23 protein-coding genes are annotated in these 21,606 nt (G+C 60.3%); 11 read left to right on the top strand and 12 right to left on the bottom strand.

Annotated features, from left to right (window positions below; translation table 11 throughout):
• Positions 1–57: 57 nt before the first annotated feature.
• Together ligA and ACQZ40_RS11250 are read left to right on the top strand one after the other, a co-directional pair.
• A complete protein-coding gene (ligA, locus tag ACQZ40_RS11245) occupies positions 58–2,232 on the top strand; it encodes an NAD-dependent DNA ligase LigA (RefSeq protein ID WP_448747956.1) in 2,175 nt (724 codons plus the stop codon).
• A 67-nt stretch (positions 2,233–2,299) separates the two neighbouring features.
• Positions 2,300–3,196, top strand: a complete 897-nt coding sequence (locus ACQZ40_RS11250; RefSeq protein ID WP_448747957.1) for an aminoglycoside phosphotransferase family protein — start codon at positions 2,300–2,302, stop codon at positions 3,194–3,196.
• A 4-nt stretch (positions 3,197–3,200) separates the two neighbouring features.
• Here ACQZ40_RS11250 and ACQZ40_RS11255 read toward each other — a convergent pair whose 3' ends face one another.
• Both ACQZ40_RS11255 and ACQZ40_RS11260 read right to left on the bottom strand, forming a co-directional pair.
• Positions 3,201–3,737 (bottom strand): GNAT family N-acetyltransferase, encoded by a 537-nt coding sequence (locus ACQZ40_RS11255; RefSeq protein ID WP_448747958.1) that lies wholly within the window; start codon positions 3,735–3,737, stop codon positions 3,201–3,203.
• Positions 3,738–4,029: 292 nt separating this feature from the next.
• Positions 4,030–4,956, bottom strand: a complete 927-nt coding sequence (locus ACQZ40_RS11260; RefSeq protein ID WP_198939092.1) for a DMT family transporter — start codon at positions 4,954–4,956, stop codon at positions 4,030–4,032.
• A 197-nt stretch (positions 4,957–5,153) separates the two neighbouring features.
• On the opposite strand from ACQZ40_RS11260, the gene gcvA reads away from it, so the two are divergent.
• The 3 genes from gcvA to ACQZ40_RS11275 are packed head-to-tail and all read left to right on the top strand — an operon-like array spanning position 5,154 to position 7,246.
• On the top strand, positions 5,154–6,056 hold the full coding sequence (gene gcvA / locus ACQZ40_RS11265) for a transcriptional regulator GcvA (RefSeq protein ID WP_448747959.1): 903 nt from the start codon (positions 5,154–5,156) through the stop codon (positions 6,054–6,056).
• Between the two features lie 43 nt (positions 6,057–6,099).
• A complete protein-coding gene (locus ACQZ40_RS11270) occupies positions 6,100–6,708 on the top strand; it encodes a 3'-5' exonuclease (RefSeq protein ID WP_003522337.1) in 609 nt (202 codons plus the stop codon).
• 46 nt (positions 6,709–6,754) lie between these two features.
• Entirely contained in the window at positions 6,755–7,246 is a 492-nt protein-coding gene (locus ACQZ40_RS11275) for a CreA family protein (RefSeq protein WP_174039484.1), read from the top strand.
• A gap of 234 nt (positions 7,247–7,480) precedes the next feature.
• Here ACQZ40_RS11275 and ACQZ40_RS11280 read toward each other — a convergent pair whose 3' ends face one another.
• Positions 7,481–7,948: a chemotaxis protein CheW gene (locus tag ACQZ40_RS11280; protein WP_003522339.1), complete on the bottom strand. Its 468-nt coding sequence runs from the start codon at positions 7,946–7,948 to the stop codon at positions 7,481–7,483.
• An 87-nt stretch (positions 7,949–8,035) separates the two neighbouring features.
• Between ACQZ40_RS11280 and ACQZ40_RS11285 the strand changes: the two genes are divergently transcribed.
• The 3 genes from ACQZ40_RS11285 to ACQZ40_RS11295 all read left to right on the top strand — a co-directional run bounded on the left by ACQZ40_RS11285 (position 8,036) and on the right by ACQZ40_RS11295 (position 10,046).
• Complete coding sequence (locus tag ACQZ40_RS11285) at positions 8,036–8,332, top strand: hypothetical protein (protein WP_236780873.1); 297 nt, start codon at positions 8,036–8,038, stop codon at positions 8,330–8,332.
• A 141-nt stretch (positions 8,333–8,473) separates the two neighbouring features.
• Entirely contained in the window at positions 8,474–9,073 is a 600-nt protein-coding gene (gene sco, locus ACQZ40_RS11290) for a cytochrome oxidase assembly protein Sco (RefSeq protein WP_003522341.1), read from the top strand.
• 94 nt (positions 9,074–9,167) lie between these two features.
• Positions 9,168–10,046, top strand: a complete 879-nt coding sequence (locus tag ACQZ40_RS11295) for a 50S ribosomal protein L11 methyltransferase (RefSeq protein ID WP_065655958.1) — start codon at positions 9,168–9,170, stop codon at positions 10,044–10,046.
• Between the two features lie 146 nt (positions 10,047–10,192).
• Here ACQZ40_RS11295 and ACQZ40_RS11300 read toward each other — a convergent pair whose 3' ends face one another.
• Positions 10,193–10,366 (bottom strand): hypothetical protein, encoded by a 174-nt coding sequence (locus ACQZ40_RS11300; RefSeq protein ID WP_020009313.1) that lies wholly within the window; start codon positions 10,364–10,366, stop codon positions 10,193–10,195.
• Positions 10,367–10,659: 293 nt separating this feature from the next.
• Between ACQZ40_RS11300 and ACQZ40_RS11305 the strand changes: the two genes are divergently transcribed.
• Positions 10,660–12,501, top strand: a complete 1,842-nt coding sequence (locus ACQZ40_RS11305) for an aminopeptidase P family protein (RefSeq protein WP_448747960.1) — start codon at positions 10,660–10,662, stop codon at positions 12,499–12,501.
• Here ACQZ40_RS11305 and ACQZ40_RS11310 read toward each other — a convergent pair.
• Together ACQZ40_RS11310 and ACQZ40_RS11315 are read right to left on the bottom strand one after the other, a co-directional pair.
• Positions 12,498–12,812: an AzlD family protein gene (locus tag ACQZ40_RS11310; RefSeq protein WP_065655824.1), complete on the bottom strand. Its 315-nt coding sequence runs from the start codon at positions 12,810–12,812 to the stop codon at positions 12,498–12,500. The two genes, ACQZ40_RS11305 and ACQZ40_RS11310, sit on opposite strands and share 4 nt — an antisense overlap.
• Positions 12,809–13,516 carry an AzlC family ABC transporter permease gene (locus ACQZ40_RS11315; protein WP_080856558.1) on the bottom strand — a complete coding sequence of 236 codons (708 nt, stop codon included), beginning with the start codon at positions 13,514–13,516 and terminating at the stop codon, positions 12,809–12,811. The genes ACQZ40_RS11310 and ACQZ40_RS11315 overlap by 4 nt, the downstream gene beginning before the upstream one ends.
• Positions 13,517–13,699: 183 nt before the next feature.
• On the opposite strand from ACQZ40_RS11315, the gene ACQZ40_RS11320 reads away from it, so the two are divergent.
• Entirely contained in the window at positions 13,700–13,936 is a 237-nt protein-coding gene (locus ACQZ40_RS11320; RefSeq protein WP_448747961.1) for a DUF2164 domain-containing protein, read from the top strand.
• A gap of 1 nt (position 13,937) precedes the next feature.
• Here the strand turns inward: ACQZ40_RS11320 and pncA are convergent, their stop codons facing one another.
• Complete coding sequence (gene pncA, locus ACQZ40_RS11325) at positions 13,938–14,564, bottom strand: bifunctional nicotinamidase/pyrazinamidase (protein ID WP_174039481.1); 627 nt, start codon at positions 14,562–14,564, stop codon at positions 13,938–13,940.
• A gap of 458 nt (positions 14,565–15,022) precedes the next feature.
• Here pncA and ACQZ40_RS11330 point away from each other — a divergent pair, with 458 nt between their 5' ends.
• Positions 15,023–16,309 (top strand): tlde1 domain-containing protein, encoded by a 1,287-nt coding sequence (locus tag ACQZ40_RS11330; RefSeq protein WP_448747962.1) that lies wholly within the window; start codon positions 15,023–15,025, stop codon positions 16,307–16,309.
• A gap of 53 nt (positions 16,310–16,362) precedes the next feature.
• On the opposite strand, the gene ACQZ40_RS11335 is transcribed toward ACQZ40_RS11330, so the two are convergent.
• The 5 genes from ACQZ40_RS11335 to ACQZ40_RS11355 all read right to left on the bottom strand — a co-directional run bounded on the left by ACQZ40_RS11335 (position 16,363) and on the right by ACQZ40_RS11355 (position 21,440).
• Entirely contained in the window at positions 16,363–16,788 is a 426-nt protein-coding gene (locus tag ACQZ40_RS11335) for a DMT family transporter (RefSeq protein WP_078051864.1), read from the bottom strand.
• The gene (locus ACQZ40_RS11340) at positions 16,785–17,267 is read right to left on the bottom strand and encodes a DMT family transporter (protein WP_448747963.1); all 483 of its coding nucleotides are present in this window, start codon (positions 17,265–17,267) and stop codon (positions 16,785–16,787) included. The genes ACQZ40_RS11335 and ACQZ40_RS11340 overlap by 4 nt, the downstream gene beginning before the upstream one ends.
• A 271-nt stretch (positions 17,268–17,538) precedes the next feature.
• Positions 17,539–18,351, bottom strand: coding sequence for a glycosyltransferase family 25 protein (locus tag ACQZ40_RS11345; RefSeq protein ID WP_078051865.1), 813 nt, complete (start codon positions 18,349–18,351; stop codon positions 17,539–17,541).
• A 102-nt stretch (positions 18,352–18,453) separates the two neighbouring features.
• Positions 18,454–20,928, bottom strand: a complete 2,475-nt coding sequence (locus ACQZ40_RS11350; protein ID WP_125145606.1) for an ATP-dependent helicase — start codon at positions 20,926–20,928, stop codon at positions 18,454–18,456.
• Between the two features lie 101 nt (positions 20,929–21,029).
• Positions 21,030–21,440 (bottom strand): carboxymuconolactone decarboxylase family protein, encoded by a 411-nt coding sequence (locus ACQZ40_RS11355; protein WP_065655832.1) that lies wholly within the window; start codon positions 21,438–21,440, stop codon positions 21,030–21,032.
• Positions 21,441–21,606 lie beyond the last annotated feature (166 nt).

Raw genomic sequence — 21,606 nt, forward strand, 5'->3', positions numbered from 1 at the left:
TTTTTAATGTTTGTTATTTCGGCTAAAAGCGTTCGGTAATTCGCAAAAGAGGCCGTCATGTCGAAAGACCAGAAATCCGTCGAAAACCTCACCGAGCTTGAAGCCTCTTCCGAGCTTGCGTTTCTGGCGGCCGAGCTTGCCCGCCACGATGCGCTCTACCACGGCAAGGATGCGCCGGAGATTACGGACGCCGAATATGATGCGCTGAAGCGGCGCAACGATGCCATCGAAGCGGCTTTCCCGGCGCTGGTGCGGGCCGACAGCCCGTCGAAAAAAGTCGGCTTCGCGCCGCTTCCGACCTTTGCGCCCATCGTGCATGCACGGCCGATGCTGTCGCTCGACAACACGTTTTCGGAAGAGGATTTGCGGGATTTCGTCAGTTCCGTCTATCGCTTCCTCGGGCATCTGCCGGACGATTCCATCGCCTTCACTGCCGAGCCGAAGATCGACGGGCTTTCCATGTCGATCCGCTATGAGAACCGCAGGCTGAAGACGGCGGCGACGCGCGGAGACGGCACGACGGGCGAGAATGTCACCGCCAATATCAGGACCATCAAGGAAATTCCGAACGAGCTGCCCGCCGATGCGCCCGATGTGGTGGAAGTACGCGGTGAGGTCTATATGGCCAAGAGCGACTTTCTGGCGCTTAATGCCCAGATGGAGGCCGAAGGCAAGCAGACCTATGTGAACCCGCGCAACACGGCATCCGGTTCCCTGCGCCAGCTCGACGCCAATGTGACGGCGAAACGCAAGCTGCGGTTCTTCGCCTATGCGCTGGGCGAGGTTTCGAATGGCGGCCAGCCGGCGCGGATCGCCGATACGCAATATGGCATCGTGGAGAAATTCCGGGACTGGGGATTTCCGGTCAATCCGCTGATGAAGCGATTCACCTCTGCCGCGCAATTGCTTGAGCATTATAATGAAATAGGCGTCGCACGGCCCGATCTCGATTATGATATCGATGGCGTGGTCTATAAGGTCGACCGGCTCGATCTGCAGGAACGGCTGGGCTTCCGCTCGCGCAGCCCGCGCTGGGCCACCGCCCATAAATTTCCGGCCGAGCAGGCCTTTACCACGGTTGAGAATATCGAAATTCAGGTGGGGCGCACCGGTGCCTTGACGCCGGTGGCGCGTCTCACCCCGATCACCGTCGGCGGTGTCGTCGTCACCAATGCGACGCTGCATAATGCCGATTATATCGAAGGCATCGGCAATAGCGGCGAGCGCATACGCCCGGAGGACCACGATATCCGTATCGGCGACACGGTGATCGTGCAGCGCGCCGGTGACGTCATTCCGCAGGTGCTGGATGTGCTTCTGGAAAAGCGCCCGACTGATGCGGTGAAATATGCGTTCCCGGAAAAATGTCCTGTCTGCGGCAGCCATGCGGTGCGGGAGCGCAATGAGAAAACCGGTAAACTCGATTCGGTCACGCGCTGCACGGGTGGTTTCGTCTGCCGCGCGCAGGCGGTGGAGCATCTCAAACATTTCGTCTCGCGCAATGCTTTCGACATCGAAGGGCTTGGTACCAAGCAGATAGATTTCTTCTTCGAAAGTGACGACCCGGCGCTTTCGATCAAGACCGCTCCTGAGATTTTCACCCTGAAGGCGCGGCAGGAAGCCTCGCAACTGACCAAGCTCGAGAATATCGACGGCTTCGGCAAGGTCAGCGTCAGAAAGCTGTTCGACGCCATCGATGCCCGCCGCGAGATTGATCTGCACCGGCTGATCTTCGCGCTCGGCATCCGCCATGTGGGTGAGACCACGGCGAAGCTTCTGGCGCGCTCCTATGGGACTTACGAGCATTTCGAAGAGAGCATGAAGGCGGCAGCCGACCCGGCGAGCGATGCCTGGGCCGAACTCAACAGCATCGACGGCATCGGCGAGGTGGTGGCCCGCGCCATCGTCGAATTCTACAAGGAGCCGCGCAATCTCGATGTCATCGACCGGCTGATACGGGAGCTTCGCCCGAAGGAAGCCGAAAAGCCTTCCACCGACGGCAGCCCGGTGGCGGGCAAGACGGTGGTGTTTACCGGCTCACTGGAAAAATTCACGCGAGACGAGGCGAAGGCGCGCGCCGAAAGCCTCGGCGCGAAAGTGGCCGGCTCGGTTTCCAAAAAGACCGATATTCTGGTGGCAGGGCCGGGAGCCGGCTCCAAGCTTGCCAAGGCGACGGAACTGGGCGTGCAGACCATGGATGAGGACGAGTGGCTGGCCTTGATCGGCGGCTGATACATACACCGTCATGGCATGTTGATCTCTGCCGCTAGAGCTTTGCGACTGACACGGAGAGCACAGCATGGATGACCGCATTGTCGTCAGCACAGAGCAGGTCCGGGCGCTGGTAGGCAGCCAGTTTCCGCAATGGGCGGGGTTAAATATCCGGCCGGTTGAACTGAGCGGCTGGGACAATCGCAGCTTCCGTCTTGGCGACGACATGCTGATCCGCATGCCAAGCGCTTCGCGTTATGTGGCGCAGGTCGAGAAGGAGCATCGGTGGCTGCCGGTGCTTGCGCTGCTGCTGCCTTTTCCGATCCCTGCGCCATTGGCGCTCGGGCAGCCGGGAGAGGACTATCCGTTCCGCTGGTCCGTCTATCGCTGGCTTGAGGGCGAACCGCTCGCTCGGGATATGGATCGCGTTGATCTTTCAACCATCGCCATCGATGTTGCCGCGTTCTTAAGGGCATTGCACGGGGTGGATGCTTCGGATGGCCCACCCGCAGGCGCGCATAATTTCCATCGTGGCGGCTCGCTTTCGGTCTATGACGGGGAGGCGAAGGCTTCGGCGGTGCGGCTTGCCGATGAGGTGGATCAGGCGCTGGCCATGGAGATATGGCAGCTTGCGCTTTCGAGCTACTGGCGGAAGCAGGGGGTGTGGGTGCATGGCGACATTGCCGAGGGCAATCTGCTGGTGAAGGACGGCCGGCTTTCAGCCGTCATCGATTTCGGCAGTTCCGGCGTCGGCGATCCGTCTTCCGATCTCATCCTCGCGTGGAATGTGCTCGATGCGGAAAGCCGCGCCGTTTTTCGTCGGGCGCTGGAGCTGGATGAGGCGACATGGCAGCGCGGGCGTGGCTGGGCGCTGTGGAAGGCTTTGATCGTGCTGGATGCGGAGCGCGGGCGTAACGACAAAATGGCCGAATGGTCCCGGCGGACCATTCGGGAAGTGTTTGCGGATCACTCCGCAGCCGTCTGAACCGCTATCGCAGACGCGCCATGCAATAGGCATCGATATACTCGCCGTCGCGGAAGGCGAAGGATTTGAGGTGTCCCTCGACCTCGAAGCCGAATTTGCGATAAAGCGCCAGCGCCGGTTCATTGTCCGTGAAAACGGTCAGTTCGATCCGTTTCAGGTCCAGCCAGCGATCGGCTATGGCGAGGATTTCGCCGATCATGGCGCTGCCGATACCGCGTCCCTTATAGGCGTCATGGACGCCCATGCCGATGCTGCCCGCATGCGCCCGGCGGTTGCTGTGGCGCGTCAGGCCGATATCGCCGACGATCTTGCCGTCGAGGATGGCGATCAGCGCAAAGCTGTTGGCCGGCTGGGTTTCGATCCCCTTGCGAATATCTTCCGGAGTGTGATGCGGCCAGCGCAGCGTCCCGTAGCGATATCCAGCCATATTGTGCAGTGCTGTTATCCCCGGCGTATCTGCCGGCGTGCGTGCGCGAATGCACAGGCCTTCGGGCCAGCGCGCGTCGGGGTCGAGTGGCGGGGAAATATCGAAATCCGGCATGTCTGCTCTCCTTCGTTTTTCAGCCGAGGCAGAGCGGAAGCACCGCACCCTGCCAATATGCGGCAGGGTGGTGGACGGGATGACCGACTGACTAACGCGCCGACACCGCCACACGCCCTGCGGGGCGAATGGTTGCGGTGAGGTGCATATGGATAGCAAAACCGATCATGGCGGGCATAAGGCCAGAGGCGTCGCTCAGCGTCAAGACGGCAAGGCTACGTTCAGTCCCGGAAATTTCAGGACGAGGAACGTGAGGTCACCTTTTGTCGGAGCGGCCTCAGCTCTCCTGCCGTCACTGCGGCCTCGCGCGGGGCTGACGCCATCTGGAAAGCAGCCTGCCGTCGATCGCGGCAAGACCGGCGGCGATCATCGCCATGCCGGCGAAGTGTTTCATCTCCAGCTGCTCGCCGAGAAGCAGCGAACCGAGCAGGATGGCGCTGACGGGAATGAGGAACGTGACGAGGGCAAGGTTGGTGGCGCCGGCGCTGGCGAGGATGCGGAAGAAGATGAGATAGGCGAGCGCCGTCGACAAGAGGGCGATGCCGACAAGTGCGCCCCAGGTGCCGAGGCCCGGCATGGCGAGCGTCCATGGCTTATCGATAAGAAGGGCGGCCGGGATGAGCATCAATGTCGAAGAGGAGATCTGGCCGGTGGCGGTCATCAGCGGCGGCACGCCCATGGCCTTGAAACGGCGGCCGAATATGCCCGCGAAGGAATAGGAGATGGCCGCGCCGAGAATGGCGATCTGGCCCCAGAGGCCGGATGAGCCGGTGAATGCGGCCGGGCCGATCATGGTCGCCACGCCGGCAAAGCCGATCAGCACGCCGGTGAGCTTGTTGCCGGTCATCTTCTCGTCGGCGGTGAGAAAATGGGCGACGATGACGGTGAAGAGGGGCGTGGTGGCATTGAGGATTGAGGCTAGTCCGCTGGCAATATGGGTCTGGCCCCAGACGATCAGGCAGAAGGGGATGATGTTGTTGAGCAGGCCCATGCCGAAAAAGGCGCGCCACACCGCCCATTCACGCGGCAGGCGAAGGCCCATGATGCGGCAGACGATGAGAAGCGCGATTGCCGCCAGGCTGACGCGCAGCGTGACGATGGTGACGGGGGGAAGTTCCTTGACGGCGACGCCGATGAAAAAGAACGATCCGCCCCAGAGAAGCGAAAGCGCGACAAGCATCGCCCATTCACCGGCATCCATTTGTTTCTGTATCGCCATCGTCATCTCCCAAAGCATGAGTATCGACATGATCGCAGGCGGGCTCGTCGCCATCCACCCGATATCGGTTGAGTTTGGCTCAATCTGGAGATGGGTGGTTCTCACTGCGTTTCAGGTCTTGTTGCGTCTATTTACTCCCTGTTTTATGGTGTTTTCAAACGATTGTTTCTCGTTCGATAATTGAGATGAGCTAAACCATGGCAGCCGAACTTCCGTCTCTGAAAGGGCTGCAGGCCTTCGAGGCCGCAGCGCGGTATCGCAGTGTCACGCTTGCTTCCAATGAGTTGAATGTCACGCCCGGTGCCGTCAGCCTGCAAATCCGGGAGCTGGAGGCGCGGCTTGGCGTGCAGTTGTTTTTCCGCAAGCCGCGCAGCATCCAGCTGACGCGTGAGGGGGAGCGTTATTACGGCGCGCTTCGCACCGCCTTCCGGATGATGCGCGAGGCGACGGCGGAACTGACGGCGCGCTCCGAGATCACGGTTCTGACGCTGAGCTGCACGCCCACTTTCGCCGTTCAATGGCTGATGCCGCGATTGCCTGCCTTCCAGCAGCAACACCCGCAGGTGGATGTCCGCATCAGCGTGACGAACCGGCTGGTGGATTTTTCAAGGGACGATGTCGATCTGGCGGTACGACACGGTTTCGGTCGCTATGAGGGTCTGGAGAGTATCCGCTTCATCGATGACAGCACCCTACCGGTCTGTTCACCGCAGCTTCTGGAGAAATATGGGCCGCTTCAGGAGGCGGGGGATCTCAAATCCATTCCGCTTCTGCACGATGAAAACCGCAATGAATGGCGGCGTTGGCTGGAGGCGGCGGGGGCATCGGACGTGGATGCCTCCGGCGGCACCGTCTTCATCGACAGCAACGGCGCGCTGGATGCGGCCAAGGCGGGGCACGGCATTGCGCTGACACGGCGTTCGCTGGTTTCCCGCGAGCTTGCGGAAGGCGCATTGATTGCGCCCTTCGACAAGGACATGGCCAGCACGCTTGCCTATTTCCTCGTCTATCCGCGGCGCATGCTGGATAATCCCGATCTGGTGACGCTCATCGACTGGATGCTTTCGGAAGCGGGTTCTGCCGAGGCCGGTTCTCTTTGATGTCAATCCGGTCTATGCCGGAATGAAACAACGGGAATCACTCTTGAAAACCATCGCCATCGATTTCGAGACCGCCAATGAGGAACGGGGCAGTGCCTGCTCCGTCGGGCTTGCATGGATAGAGGGCGGCGAGATCGTTCGCGTCGAGGAACGGTTGATCCGGCCGAAGGACATGCGGTTTTCGCCCTTCAACATCGCCGTGCATGGCATCCGCCCGGCCGATGTCGAAGATGCGCCGGAATTTCCCGAGGTGATGGAGGAGTTCATCGACGACTTCCACGGCGCCACCATGATCGCCCATAATGCCGCCTTCGATTTCAGCGTCATGCGCGCGTCCTTCGATAAATATCGGCAGTCCTATCCCGATCTTTCCTATCTGTGCAGCGTCAAGATCGCCCGGCATGTCTGGCCCAATCTGGCGTCGCACAAGCTGAATGTCATCGCCCATCACCTCCAGCTGCGTTTCGTGCACCACAATGCAGCGGAAGATGCTGTCGTCTGCGCGGCCGCGTCGATTGCAGCGGCCAAGGCGTTGCGCGTTGCCCATATCCGCGATCTGCCGGAAAAGATCGGCATGGTCGCGGGGCGTCTCACCTCCACCGGTTACCAGCCCTGCAGCATGAAAAAACGCGCCGTCTCCCGGGTTGCGTAACCGTTCCTCGCACTTATGTTTGAAGCAGCGTAACGGAGAAGATGCGATGACGATGAAAACTCTGTCGGGTTTGTTTGCGGGCTTTCTGGCATTGCTTCCGGTGACAGCGGCGCATTCGCAGGTCGTGGGTGAAGTCGGGGTCGACTGGATCGGCAATGATATCGTTATCGAGGCGATCGCCGATCCGAAGATCAAGGGTGTCACCTGCCACGTTACCTATTTCGAGCGCGGCGTCATCGACCGGCTGAAGAACGGCAACTGGTTTGAAGACCCTTCCAACAATGCCATTTCCTGCAGCCAGACGGGGCCGGTGGAGATCGGCGATATCGATCTCTCAAAGGGCGGGGAAGAGGTGTTCCGGCAGGGCATGTCGCTGGTCTGGAAGAAGCTCGTCGTCAGCCGCGTTTATGACAAGGCCAATGACACGCTGATCTATCTGGTGCATGCGCGGGAACTGACCGACGGCTCGGCAAAGATGGCGATTTCCACGGTGCCACTTTATAATCAGCAGGTCACATGGCAACAGGGCAAGCCGTAAGATTTTGTCCGACCCTGTCCGTCATGCCGGACTTGATCCGGCATCCAGCCACGGCGCGTCTGCGCCATGAAAGAGTCTTTCGCGATCAAGGACTTGATCGCGCTGGACCCCGGATCAGGTCCGGGGTGACGGAGTACTTCTGAAACGGGACTGCCGGACTATGCAACCCGCGCCGCTTCGACGGCGCTGGCGCTAGGCGCTACAAATCCTATCAAGAGGCAAGAGCCGGCTTAATCAAGCTGCTTCGCGTGCCAGCTCGTCCGCAATGACGGTGTCGAGGTTGAGGAAGCAGACCATGCTCTTTTCCAGCGCCACGATGCCGCGGCAGAAGCTGCGCTGCTCTTCCGGAATGATATCGGGCGCGGGCTGCAGGTCTTCGGAGCGGATGGTCATCATGTCGGAGACCTGTTCCACCAGGAGGCCGACCAGCTTGCCGCCGATATCGGTGACGATGATGGCGGAGCGTTCGGACGGTTCGGTCATCTTCATGCCGAGGCGGCCGGCCATGTCGATGACGGGAATGACGGCGCCGCGCAGGTTGATGAGGCCGAGAACATAAGGCGGGGTGTGCGGCATCGGGGTAACCGGCGCCCAGCCGCGGATTTCGCGGATCGCCATGATGTCGATGCAGAATTCCTGATCGCCCAGATGGAAGGAAACGATTTCGAGATATGCGCCGGATTGCTTGATGGCGTTGGACATGACGGCAGGTTTCCTCTGATGGCTCTCTAACAGGCCCGCGCAGGATTGAGCTTTATGCGGTGGCCGGAGAATGGACCGGGAGACATCATGTCGAGGCTTAAAAACCGCTATGGTCATAATGCACAGCAAGATTTTAAACTTTCCCTAACAATTGCTGCTGCCCCGCCGGCAAAACCCAGTATTTTGGCGGTTTTCGCGCTCACACAAACAGGTTATGATGGGCGTATGAACGCACTCGTTTCCCATCCGCTGAAGTTTATTCTGGCTAGTCTTGCCGCTGTGGCCTCGCTTGCCATCGTGCTTCTTGCCTTTGACGGCTGGGTGCGGCACGGCACGGATATTTTCCTGTCCACGGTGCAGAGCGGCATCGCCTGGTGCCTGTGACGGGTTTTCCGGCTGCGGATTTGTGACAAATCAGCGCGGTTCCCGCAAATACGCCCAGTTGATTTGCCGTCCCCGTCGCCTTTCGTTATCTGTCTGCCAAAGCCTGCGATATGCCGCCGGCTTTCGGGGTAGGATTGGACAATGAGAAATATTCGCATCGTATTGTGGGCCGTCGTGCTCGTTCTCGCCGGTGTCGTCAGCTGGTTGACGATCGAAATGACGAAGACGCGTAATGAAATGGTGGAGACGGCCTATGGCGTGCCCTTCCAACTCACGGCGCAAAACGGCCAGCCGATCACCGAAAAGGCCTTTCAGGGCAAGCCGACAGCGCTGTTCTTCGGTTTCACCCATTGCCCGGAAGTCTGCCCGACAACCCTTTTCGAGCTGAACGGCTGGATGGAGAAGGTGGACCCGGCCGGCGACAAGCTGCAGGCCTATTTCGTCTCCGTCGATCCCGAGCGCGATACGCCTGAGATCATGCAGCAATATGTCTCGAACGTCTCGAAGCGCATCACCGGCATCACCGGCCCGGCGGACAAGATTGCCGAAACGCTGAAGGGCTACCGCATCTATGCCAAGAAGGTGCCGGTGGACGAGAAGGATCCGAATGGCGATTACACCATGGATCACACGGCGTCCGTCATCCTGCTCGATGCCAATGGCCGTTTTTCCGGCACCATTGCTTATGGCGAAAACCCGGAAGTTGCCGAGCAGAAGCTTCAGAATCTTCTGAAGGGCTGATAGAGGCGGCATAATTGCGCGGGGCTTATTGGACTGGCCGAGGTTTTGTGGCAAAGGCAAGAACAATAACCTCATCCAGAGAAAGCAGCCCGCCGTGAGCGAAATCCGACTTTACGTCACCACGACCGAAATTCAGGCGGGTGAAATCCTCGATCTCATGTCGGACTATTTCGGCGAGGAGGATGTCGCGATTGCCACGACCGAGGTGGATGAGAAGCGCGATATCTGGGAAGCCTCGGTCTATCTGATGGCCGAGCAGGAGGAAGAGTTCCGCGAGCGTGTCAGCGCCCTGCTTGCTCCGGCCTTTCCCGATCTCGTCATCGAGAAGGAGACCGTTCCGGATGTCGACTGGATCGCAAAGTCGCTCGAGGGGCTGAAACCGGTCAGGGCAGGGCGTTTCATCGTTCATGGGGCGCATGATCGCGACAAGGTGCGGGCGAACGATCTGGCAATCGAAATCGAGGCCGGACAGGCTTTCGGCACCGGCCATCACGGCACGACGGCCGGCTGCCTTGAGATGATTGAGGAGGTTCTGCGGGCGCGCACCGTGCGCAACGCACTCGATCTTGGCACCGGCAGCGGCGTTCTGGCAATTGCGGTGCGCAAGATGCGCCCCATTCCCGTGCTGGCGACAGATATCGACCCCATCGCCGTCAAGGTGGCGAAGGAGAATGTGCGGCTGAACGGCATCGTCTCCGGGATGGCGCTGGAGACCGCGCCGGGCTTCCACTCGGACGCCTTCCGCAAGCATGGTCCGTTCGATCTCATCATCGCCAATATTCTGGCCCGGCCGCTCATCAAGATGGCGCCGCAGCTCGTCACGCATCTGGCGCCCGGCGGCACCGTCATCCTGTCCGGCATTTTGGCGTCACAGCGCTGGAAGGTGCTTTCCGCCTATAATGGCGCCCGGCTTTCCCATGTCCGCACCATCTGGCGCAACGGCTGGGTCACGCTGCATCTGCGTAAAGACTGAACCAGCGGCAACATCCCTTTCGGGCAAAAGAAAAGGCGGCGCTTTCGCGCCGCCTGGAAACCCGCGAGCATGGGAGGAGCTTGCTCAAGCGGGTCGACGTATTCCTGTTCGGCGCGGTGGAGGGAGGATCGCCGCGCCGGACGTCATCAGAATACGTAGCTGGAGTTTGCCTTGCGACGCAGATCGGCGCGGTTCATGCCGAGCGCTTCCAGCGACTTGTCGTCGAGGTTCAGAAGGGCTGCGTTGACATGGCGGCTGACCTGACGCTCGCGTGCTTCAACGACGCGATCGAAGGCGGTGCGGAGGAAAGATTTTGCCATTGCTTCAAATCCTTGTTTGCCAGGAGAGTGTCTCTCTCGCTGTGTTGATCTGAAGATAAGCGATGTGTTTTTGTTTAGTTAGAGGGGATATCTCAGGGTAGATATGCGTTTATCACATGTCACTTTGCCTTGAGTATTACTTATTTCACAAAATGTGCACAATTTATCGCCGCAATCCGGTCTGTCATATATGGCTTGAAACCGGCTTTGTCCGCGTGGCATTGTCGTTACGCGCCAATGATTTGACGGCGCACCTTGCAGCTTTTCTCCATGACAGTTCCCGAAAGACGCCCATGTTCCAGACCTTCGAAAACAAATCTGCGCCGCAATTTGGCAAGGCCCGCGTCGAGGCGCTGCGCGCCGGTTTCGATGCCATTGGTATCGACGGTTTTCTGGTGCCGCGCGCCGATGAATATCAGGGGGAATATGTGCCGGAGTGCGCCGAGCGCCTGTCCTGGCTGACGGGGTTTACCGGTTCCGCCGGCATTGCGCTGGTGACGCGCACGGAGGCGGTGGTTTTCGTCGATGGCCGTTATACGACGCAGCTCAAGTCGCAGGTCGATCAATCGGTCTTCAGCGGCGGCGATCTGGTTGGCGCGCCGCCCTCCGTCTGGCTGGCCGAACATGCTCCACAGGGTTTCCGGCTCGGCATCGATCCATGGCTGCACACCGGCGCGGAGTTGAAGCGGCTGGAAAAGGTGCTTGCCGGAAAGGGCGGTTCGGTCGTCCTCCTGGAAAAGAATCCGCTCGATGCCCTGTGGCAGGACCGTCCCTCTGAGCCGCTGGAGCCTGTCGTTATCCAGCCAGAGGCCTTTACTGGCAGGCTGGCGAAGGAAAAGATCGCCTCGCTGGCGGAGACGGTCTCGGTAAAAGGCGCGGATGCCCTGCTGGTTACCGATCCATCCTCCATCGCCTGGATTTTCAATGTTCGCGGCAATGACGTGCCGCATACGCCGCATCCGCTCGCCCGCGCCATCATCTACGCCGATGGCAGGGCGGATATTTTTCTCGACAAGCGTAAGACCGGCATCGAGACCGAGGCCTATCTGGCGCAGCTTGCGACACAATTGCCGCCGTCGAAGATCGCTGACCGTCTGCATGCCATTGCCAGCGCCAAGGGCCGCGTCATGGTGGATGCGGATCTGACTCCGGTGGCGCTGACCGGCGCAATCACGGCGGCGGGCGGCTCGCTGATAGAGGAGGCCGATCCCGTTCGCCTGCCGCGCGCGCGCAAGAACAAGGCGGAGCTTGCCGGCTCGGCAGCCGCTCATGTGCAGGACGGCGCGGCCATGGTCGAATATCTCTGCTGGCTGGACCGCCAGCAACCGGGCAGCGTCACCGAAATCGCCGCCGTCAAGGCGCTGGAGGCCGCTCGGGTCAAGGTGGGGCAGGGGCTGCAAAACCCGCTCAAGGACGTGTCATTCGATACGATTTCAGGTGCCGGTGAACATGCCGCCATCATCCATTATCGCGTCACCACCGATACCGACCGCACACTTGCGGACGGCGAGATGTTCCTCGTCGATTCCGGCGCGCAATATGTCAATGGCACCACGGATATCACCCGTACCGTTGCAATCGGCACGGTGCCGGAAGAGCAGAAGCGTTTCTTTACACTGGTGCTGAAGGGCATGATCGGCATCAGCACCGCACGGTTTCCGAAGGGAACGCGCGGTTGCGATCTCGATCCGCTGGCGCGCATTGCGCTCTGGAAAGCGGGAGCGGATTACGCCCATGGCACCGGCCACGGCGTCGGGTCGTATCTTTCGGTGCATGAGGGGCCGCAGCGCATTTCGCGGCTTTCGACACAGGAGCTTCTGCCCGGCATGATCCTGTCAAACGAGCCGGGTTATTACCGGCCCGGCGCTTTCGGTATCCGCATCGAGAACCTCATCTATGTACGCGAGGCGGAAGAGGTGGCCGGCGGCGACCAGCCGATGTTCTCCTTCGAAACGCTGACCTGGTGCCCCATCGACCGCAGGCTGGTTGTCGCCGCTCTCCTGACCGATGAAGAACTGGACTGGCTGAACGCCTATCACGCCGGGGTTCTGGAGAAGCTTTCTCCCTTGATCACCGACGAGGAGGTTAAGGCGTGGCTCGTTGCCGCCACGAAGCCATTGGAGCGGGTCGCTTAAAGCAGCCCGAAATGCCTGATGGCGATGACGATGGCCCAGCCGACGGCGAGCATCGTCAGGCCGGGAAAGCGCAGGCAGACCAGAAGCGCTGCAACCATGCCGATCTTCACCTCGTATCCGCCTTCGAAAAAGGCGGGTGCGACGAGCGTGGTCAAAACCGCCACGGGAACGGCGTTCAGTCCCGCCTCCATGCGTGGCGGGATGGATTTCATCCGCGTCATCAGCACATAACCGCCGATGCGGGTCAGATAGGTGGCGATGGCGGCGAGCGCGATCAGGATCAGCGTATCGGTGTGCAGCATGTCGCTCATGGCGTTTCCACCCCGCTTTCAGAATTCGGCTTCGGCGGATAGAGGACCGCGACGAGAATTCCGGCGACGGCGCCGAGGCTGACATGCCACGGCGAACCGACGATGTGATAGGCGACCGTTGCGCCAACCGCGCTTGCCAGCATGACAGGGTAGAAATTCTCCCGCTGGCGGAAGCTCAAGACCATGCCCATGAAATAGATCGGCAGCAGTACATCGAGACCGATGGCTTTTGGATCGCCGACCATATTGCCGAGCGATGCGCCGAGAATGGTCATGGCCAGCCACAGCACGTAGACCGGCGCTGCAAAGCCCATGTACCAGGAAAAGCCGACCGTGCCGGTATTTTCGTATTTCCTGACCGATTCGGCGAATTGCGGATCGACCAGCACGAAGAAGCCCGCGGCTTTTTGCAGGAAAGACCAGTTCGAGATCATCCGGGCAATGGCGGCCGAATAGAGGATATGGCGGAAATTGACGGCGAAGACGGAAAGAACGATCAGCCAGGGGGCAACCTTCTGGCCGAACAATTCGATACCCACGAGCTGGCTCGCGCCCGCATAGACGGTGCCGCTCATGATCGTGGCTTCGGTGACGCTGAGCCCATTATCGACTGCGACCGCGCCGAACAGCGCACCGAAGGGGGCGGCGGAGAGGGCGATCGGGAAACCGCTCTTCAATCCCTCGCGAAAATCTGCATTGAACATTTCTGGAAACTCCTTGCCCGCCGCTCTATCGCCGTCCCGCCCGGCTGGCAAACGAATTGCATGAATGGATCGATTGATTCCCTTGAAGCTTCCGTTACGGTAACGCCCCATATGGCCGGTGCCGGACGGATGGTTTCACCGCCTTCCTCCCGGACCCCTCAACAGTCAGACGATGGAAGATCGATGCTGGAAAAGCAGGAAAAGGCCGCCCTGGCCGCACGCATCCGGGACTATCTTGCCCGGGAGACCGAAGCCGAGATCGGCCATCTGCAGGCGGAAATCTTCGTGGATTTTCTGGTCGAGGAGCTGGGGCATGTTTTTTACAATGAGGGGCTCAGGGATGCGCATGCCGCGATCCTGAGACGCCTTGAGGATGCAGCAGGCGATATCGACGTGCTGGAGAAGCCGAAGCCGCGCTAAACTAGTCCCGCAAAATGTCGCGGCTTTTGAGAATGGCCGCGCCTTTTTCCCGCATCGTCGCAATCGCGGCCTTGATGCCCTGCGGATCGATGCCACGGCTGGCATCTTCGATGAAACGGACATTCACACCGGGCAGCATGTCGAGGGCATCGAGCACCGAGAAACTGACGCAATAATCGGTGGCAAGGCCGCAGACGTCGAGTTGCGTGACACCCTGACGGCTCAGATAGTCGGCCAGTCCCGTCGTCGCGCCCTGATCATTGTCGCGAAAGGCGGAATAGCTGTCGACGGCGGGGTTTTCGCCCTTCTGCTGAATATAATCGAAGGCGTCCGTCTTGAGGTCGGGATGAAATTCCGCATCCGGCGTGCCCTGCACGCAATGGTCCGGCCACATCATCTGCGGTTTGCCGGAGAGTTCGCCCATGTCGAAGGGTTTCTTGCCGGGATGCTGGGAGGCGAAGCTGCCGTGATTTTCCGGGTGCCAGTCCTGCGAGGCGACGATGAGATCGTAGCCGCCATTGTCGATCAGGGCATTGGCGATGGGCACGATCATGTCGCCATCGGCAACGGCCAGATTGCCGCCCGGGCAAAAACCGTTCTGGATATCGATGAGCAGCAGCGCCTTCATGATGTGCCTCCCTTTTCAGGGCAGGATGCCAAGCCGGCTTTAACGGATCAAGCCCCTTTCGACCTCTCCGGCAGGCACGGGTGTTTCGGGCAGGGGGCTTGCCCTGTCGCAGTCCTGCCGCATTTGCAGCAAATTTCCGGCCAAGTCGGAATTTACCTGACAATGCGGCGACGGAAATTTTTTAGGCCGATGACGACCCTTTGAGGGGCATTTCCCGGGAAGATGCGGTGCGGATGCACGCAGTCTCGGCGCAAGTCATTGTTTTGCCTTCGCCTTACAATGCGCAGACCTTAACGAATTATTTTTGCAGGGACTCGTAAACACTTTGGTTACCATAATTCGTCATGCTTCGAACCAGTCAGTTCCGAAACCGGCGTGGTGTTTGCCCGCCCTTCGGATGTCCCTAAATCCCTCCGGCGTCGGCCGGGTGTGCGTGAACGGTTCGAGTAACGAGTATCATGGCGTTTTCTGCTGCGGCCTATAATGGCGCCGGTCTTGCCGGTTCGTCTTCCGTCAAGAGAGGCAAATCCTTTGCGTTCGGCCGAATGTCCGCCCTTCTCGGCGGCGGCGCCTTTGCCGGCCTTTTCGCCTTCGCTGCCTTTGCCTCGCTGCACAGCATGGCCGCCGCTTCGCATGGTGTCGGGCAGTTTGAAAAGACGCTGGTGACGCGATTCGCTTCCACTGAGACGGCAATTGCCCACGCGGCCGCGCGGGATATTCACGTGCGCAAGTTCTCCCGCCTGAGCGACCACAGCCATGGCCAGCAGAAGGCGGTTCGCCTCGCCGGCATCATGCCCGAGATCGGCGCGAAGGAATTCAGTGAGCGCTTCGGCGCGGCTGCCAACGCAAAAGGGCAGGCGACCGTGAAGCAGCTTGCCGCGCTCAAGCCGTCGGCGATCGTCGATTCGGCGCTGGGTCGCACCTCCGAGGTTGCCTATCAGAGCGCCGTTCCGCAGCACCCGGCATTTGAAGTGGCGCTGGCGCGGCCGCAGATCGAGGAAGAGGCAAGCAGCCTGCTGCCCGATGATGTGCCGCTGCCGAGCTTCCGCCCCGAGGTCGCAACGGCTCAGACAGTCGAGCCGTCACCGCGTCCCGCGACACCGTCCAAGACCGAGGGCCATGTTCCGGACGTCGCTTCGGCACCGGCTTTCGATGCGCCGGTTCCCTTGAGGGCGCCTGCGCCGCCGAAGCAGAGCACCGGCGCCATGCTCGCTTTTGCAAAACCTGACAATCCGATGCGCGAGCCGAGCAAGATGGATGCGGTTCCGTGGCCGGATCGCGGCAACGGCACGGCGATCTACGATATTTCCTCGGGCGTGGTGCACATGCCGAATGGCGAGAAACTCGAAGCGCATTCCGGCATTGGCAAGATGCGCGACAACCCCGATTACGTGCATGTGAGAATGCGCGGTTCGACGCCGCCTTCCAGCTATCGTCTGACGATGCGCGAGGCGCGTTTCCATGGCGTCGAGGCCATTCGCCTGACGCCGGAAAACGGCGTCAACCCGCACGGCCGCGACGGTCTTCTGGCGCATACCTACATGCTGGCGAAACGCGGCGAATCGAATGGCTGCGTGGTGTTCCGGGATTACCCGCGCTTCCTTGCGGCCTTCAAGCGCGGCGAAGTCAAGCGCATGGTGGTGGTGCCGAAATTGAACGGCAACCGGCCGACACTTGCAAGCAGCGGCGGTAAAAGCGGTGGCAAAACCCTGCTCGGCATGTTTTCGCGCGGCAGCGATTCCTGAGCTTTCCGCATTTTCCTGATGTAAAACCGCTGCGCACTTTTGCGGGAAATGCTCTAGCGACCGCGCCGCTGTGTGAGCACCATGCCGGCGAGGATAAGCAGAATGCCGAGTGCGCTTGCCCAGAGTTTCGGCGGATGATCGCCGAAAAGATCGAGAACCACGCCTGAAACCATCTGGCCGCTGATGACCAGAAGGGCGGTATTGACCGCACCGATGCGCGGAATGAGCCAGCTTCCCGAAGCGATGAAGACGACGCCGATCGGCCCGCCGATAAAGGCAAGCCAGGGCGCATCGGCGGCGCCCGGCGGAATGAGGCCGCCGACGATGAGGCCAATGACCGTCAGTACGGCAAAACCGACAATGTGGTTCCAGAACGATGCGATGAGCGGCGAGTTGGACAGGCTGAGGCGGCCGTTGATCTGGCGGCTCAGCGCCACGAAGACGCCGCCGGTAAAGGCCATGGCGATCCAGACGATCATGCCGTTCTCCCGACAAGGATGATGAGCGCGCTACCGCACAGGATCAGCGCCACCGCCGCCATGTCCCGCAGGTCCGGCTTTCTTCTGGGCAGGCCGAAGAGGCCGAAAAGATCCGCGAGAAGGCTGAAGATCACCTGTCCGCCAAGCCCGAGCGCAATGGTGCCGGAAAGCGCCAGCGGCGAATTGACGGCGGTGGAGGTGAGGATGACGATGGCCGCACCCACGACCCCGCCGCAATAGGCCCAGAGCGGCGCTTTCGGTTTTTCCGCTGCGCCCACTTCTTTCTTCGGGCGCATGATGGCGAGATAGATCAGCGCCGCCACCGTGCCGGTGCCATGCGCCGTCCAGGAGGAAAACAGCGCATTGCCGTAATGGGCAAGCTGACCGTTAAAATGCACCATCAATGTCAAAAGGCAGCCGCTGGCGAAGGCGGCGGCAAGATGCAGCGGGTTGAGGCGTGGATGCGTCGTGTCTGTCATGGCGGGCCGGAAAGCTGAAGATGGAGACGAGCTTTAGCCCATATGTGCCTGAAGCGGAATCGAATTGCGCCGGCTCACGGTTTTAGACGACATTATCCTGTGCGTTGCGGAACAAGCGATGCGGCCACGCATTATTCCACCATGAAGAAGACGACGCGCAAACCATTGAACCGGATGACGATTTTCGTCATTTCTATTTTCATTCTCGCAGCCGTGATCGCGGCGGTCTACCTCGTCGGCTTCACGCCCGGCGAAGTATAAGACGGATCGATCAACGACCGGCTGGGGCGGTTTTGCCTTTGCCGCGCTCCATCGCAACGGACACTTTGGCGACTGCGAAGCGAATGCCGCGCAGCAGGAACCGGCTGGTTTCCAGATAGGCGCGATAGGGCAAAACGGTGAAATAGCGCCAGCGCGGCAGGCGGTAGATGCGCAGATTGTTCTGGATCTGGCTTTCCCCATCCGCATCCTGCGTGGCGCAGAGCGGGTAGAGGAAGGCCGCCTTCAGCCCTGCGAGATATTCCAGATCGAATGCGATGTCATAAGCGAGCCGCATGGGGATCAGCTTCGATATCCATTTTCCGGCGCGGCGGTTGACGAGATAGGCTCCCGATCCTTTTTCCCGCGTGATGGCAATGGCGAGCGAACGACCATTGGAAAGCTGGCGGAACGGGAATTTGCGGCCATTGCTGACGGTCGTGAGCCGCAGCAAATCCCAGTCGCCGCCATTCAGCACCGCCTCGTCGATGGCGTTGAGAAAATCATCGTCGAAGACCACGTCATCCTCGAGGATGAGTGCGATATCGGCATCGCCCGCCATGAATTTATTGGCGCAGGTGACATGGCTGAGATAGCAGCCGATTTCCGGCGGCGAGGTGCGGCGGCCATGCATGAGCATGTAGGAAATCTCGCTGAATTCCGGGATGGGGTAATTCAGTTCCCTGCCATTGACGCCGGGGACACGCTCCGCCTTGAGCCCCATGGCATCGAGGCGCGCGGTCATATCCGCGAGGCGTTTGGTGGCGCTGTCCATATTGATCAGGAAAACGGCGAGCCTGCGCTGGCTTTTCGGTAATATATGCAAAGCTGTCCTCGCCTGTTCCACTTCCCCATTGCAACTCCTTTATTGCAACGGCATGACGCGGGCTATGGAAAAAGCACCCTTCAGGCACTCATGGTTGCCGAATCAGACCTTTTCCACAAATCCGTCCAGCACGCGCTTCTGCCCGGCGCGGTCGAAGTCGATCGTCAGCTTGTTACCTTCGATGGCGGCGATGTTGCCATTGCCAAATTTGAGGTGGAAGACGCGGTCGCCAACAAAGAATTTCGATGGCGTGTCGGCGACGGATTTCGCCACCAGTTCGCCGTCGATCGTGCGGGTGCGCGGGCCGCTTTCGCCATAACCGATCCGTTCCACCGCATGGCCGGAGCGCGTGCCCCAATTGTCACGGGTGGCGTCGCTGCGGTTCTGCTGCGCGCGCTTCCAGCCGGGGGTGGAATAGTTGTTGGTGAAAGGATCGGCCTTGTCGAAACGCGACTGGCCGTAGCCCCCGCGTCCGCCATAACCGCCGTAACTGCTGTCGGACGCCGCGACATCCACATGGGCGGGCGGCAATTCATCGAGGAAACGCGAGGGCAGGGTGGATTGCCACAGCCCGTGAATGCGCCGGTTCGACACGAACCAGATATGGCAGAGCTTCTTGGCGCGGGTGATGCCAACGTAAGCGAGGCGGCGTTCTTCTTCCAGACCGGAGCGCCCGCCTTCGTCCAGCGCCCGCTGGTGCGGGAACAGGCCTTCTTCCCAGCCGGGCAGGAAGACGGTGTCGAATTCCAGGCCCTTGGCGGAATGCAGCGTCATGATGGAGACGGCATCGAGATTTTCGTTCTGCTCTGCATCCATGACGAGGGCGACGTGCTCGAGGAAGCCGCGCATGCTCTCGAAGGCCTCCATCGAGCGGATGAGTTCCTTCAGGTTCTCAAGCCGTCCGGGCGCTTCGGCCGTCTTGTCGGCCTGCCACATGGCGGTATAGCCGCTTTCGTCGAGAATCTGCTCGGCAAGCGTGGTGTGCTCGGTGTTTTCCAAGAGGCCCTGCCAGCGGCGGAAATCCTGCACCACATCGAACAGCGCCTTGCGCGCCTTCGGTTTCAGCTCGTCGGTCTCGATGATGTCGGCGGCCGCTGCCAGCATCGGAATATCGCGGGCGCGGGCATAGTCGTGCAGGTTACGGATCGTCGTATCGCCAAGACCGCGCTTCGGCGTATTGACGATCCGCTCAAAGGCGAGATCGTCAGCCGGCTGGCAGACAAGGCGGAAATAGGCCATGGCGTCGCGGATTTCGAGGCGCTCATAAAAGCGCGGGCCGCCGATGACGCGGTAATTGAGGCCAAGCGTGACGAAACGGTCTTCGAACTCGCGCATCTGGAAGGAGGCGCGGACGAGGATCGCCATGTCGTTCAGATTATGGTTCTTGCGCTGGAGCTGTTCGATCTCCTCGCCGACCGCACGGGCTTCCTCCTCGGAATCCCAGGCGGCATGCACCACGACCTTTTCGTCATCCGGGCTGCTGCGTTCGGTGAAGAGCGTCTTGCCGAGACGCCCTTCATTATGGGCGATCAGATGGCCGGCCGCGCCGAGAATATGTTCGGTGGAGCGGTAGTTGCGCTCGAGCTTGATGACCTTGGCGCCGGGGAAATCCTTGTCGAAGCGGAGGATATTGTCCACTTCCGCACCGCGCCAGCCATAGATCGACTGGTCGTCGTCACCCACGCAACAGACGTTCTGCGGTTCGCCCTTGGCGCGTTGGGCAAGCAGCCTCAGCCACATATATTGCGCCGTATTGGTGTCCTGATATTCGTCCACCAGAATGTAACGGAACTTCTGGTGATACTCCTTCAGAATATCGGTGTGGCGGCGGAAGATGCTGATGGGATGCATCAGAAGGTCGCCGAAATCGCAGGCGTTCAGCGTTTTCAGGCGGTTCTGATAGGCGGTGTAAAGTTCGCGGCCCTTGCCATTGGCGAAAGCGCGGCTGTCACCCTCCGGAATGTCCAGCGGCGTCAGGCCCTTGTTTTTCCAGCCGTCGATCATGCCGGCGAACTGCTTCGCCGGCCAGCGCTTGTCGTCCAGCCCTTCGGCCTGAATGAGCTGCTTGATCAGCCGCACCACGTCATCGGTATCGAGAATGGTGAAGTCCGATTTCAGGCCGACGAGTTCGGCATGGCGGCGCAAAAGCTTGACGCCGATGGAGTGGAAGGTGCCGAGCCAGGGCATGCCCTCGACAGCGCCGCCGACGAGAACGCCGATACGCTCCTTCATCTCGCGGGCAGCCTTGTTGGTGAAGGTCACGGCAAGAATCTGGCTTGGATAGGCGCGGCCGGTGGCCAGAATATGGGCGATGCGGGTGGTCAGAACGCGGGTCTTGCCGGTGCCGGCGCCGGCGAGCACGAGAACTGGTCCGTCCAGCGTTTCCACGGCATCGCGCTGTTCCGGGTTGAGGCCGGAAAGATAGTCGGGCGCAGCACGCGTCTGATCGCGCGCCGCCATGGCGCGGGCGGCAATGCCAAGCCCGCCGCCGCTTTCCGCACCGGCATTGTTCGTTGCCCTGCGCGGTGCGGCGGGTTCCTCATCGAAGAACGGCATATCGTCAAAACTGTTGCTCATGCGGCCCAATGTAGTGATTCGGGATATAAAGGCCAGAACCGTGTTCTGCTTTTATTCCGGTATCAACCGTCAAAACGCCCATTCCAAGGCATTTTTTCGTTTCATGTCTGCCTGTCGGCGTCGAAAGCGGCGTCAACGGGCACTTGCAACGCCACCGCAAGCTGGTTGGTCTTGGCGGCAAGCGCGATGACGCGCAGCAAATCGGCATGTTGTTCGGTGGTCATGCCCTTGGCTTTTGCTGCTGCCGTGTGGGAATGGGCGCAATAGGAGCAGCCATTGGTGACGGAAACGGCGATATAGAGCATTTCCTTCACCACGGGATCGAGCGCCGAAGGTGTCGCCATCACCGCCTTGACCTCACCCCATGTCTTTTCAAGCAGATCGGCATCGAAGGCGAGGTAGAGCCACATATTGTTGATGAAATCCGATTTGCGGGTGGCGCGGATGTCATCGAACACCGCCTTGACGCGCGGGTCGGTTTCCGGGTTTTCGGTCTTCGTCACGGTGCTCATGGCTCCCTCCGGTTATGGCGTATCGAGGGCGCAGATTAGCCCAATGGCGAATATTTGCGACAGGAATGCACGGATGGATTGCGGATTGGCTGCTTCTGGCGGCAATTGCGCCCAAATTACAATTACGTAAGGAACGGATTTGTGCGTTGCCTTGCCTCAGCCAAGC

This window comes from Agrobacterium sp. 16-172Ci, assembly GCF_053522725.1.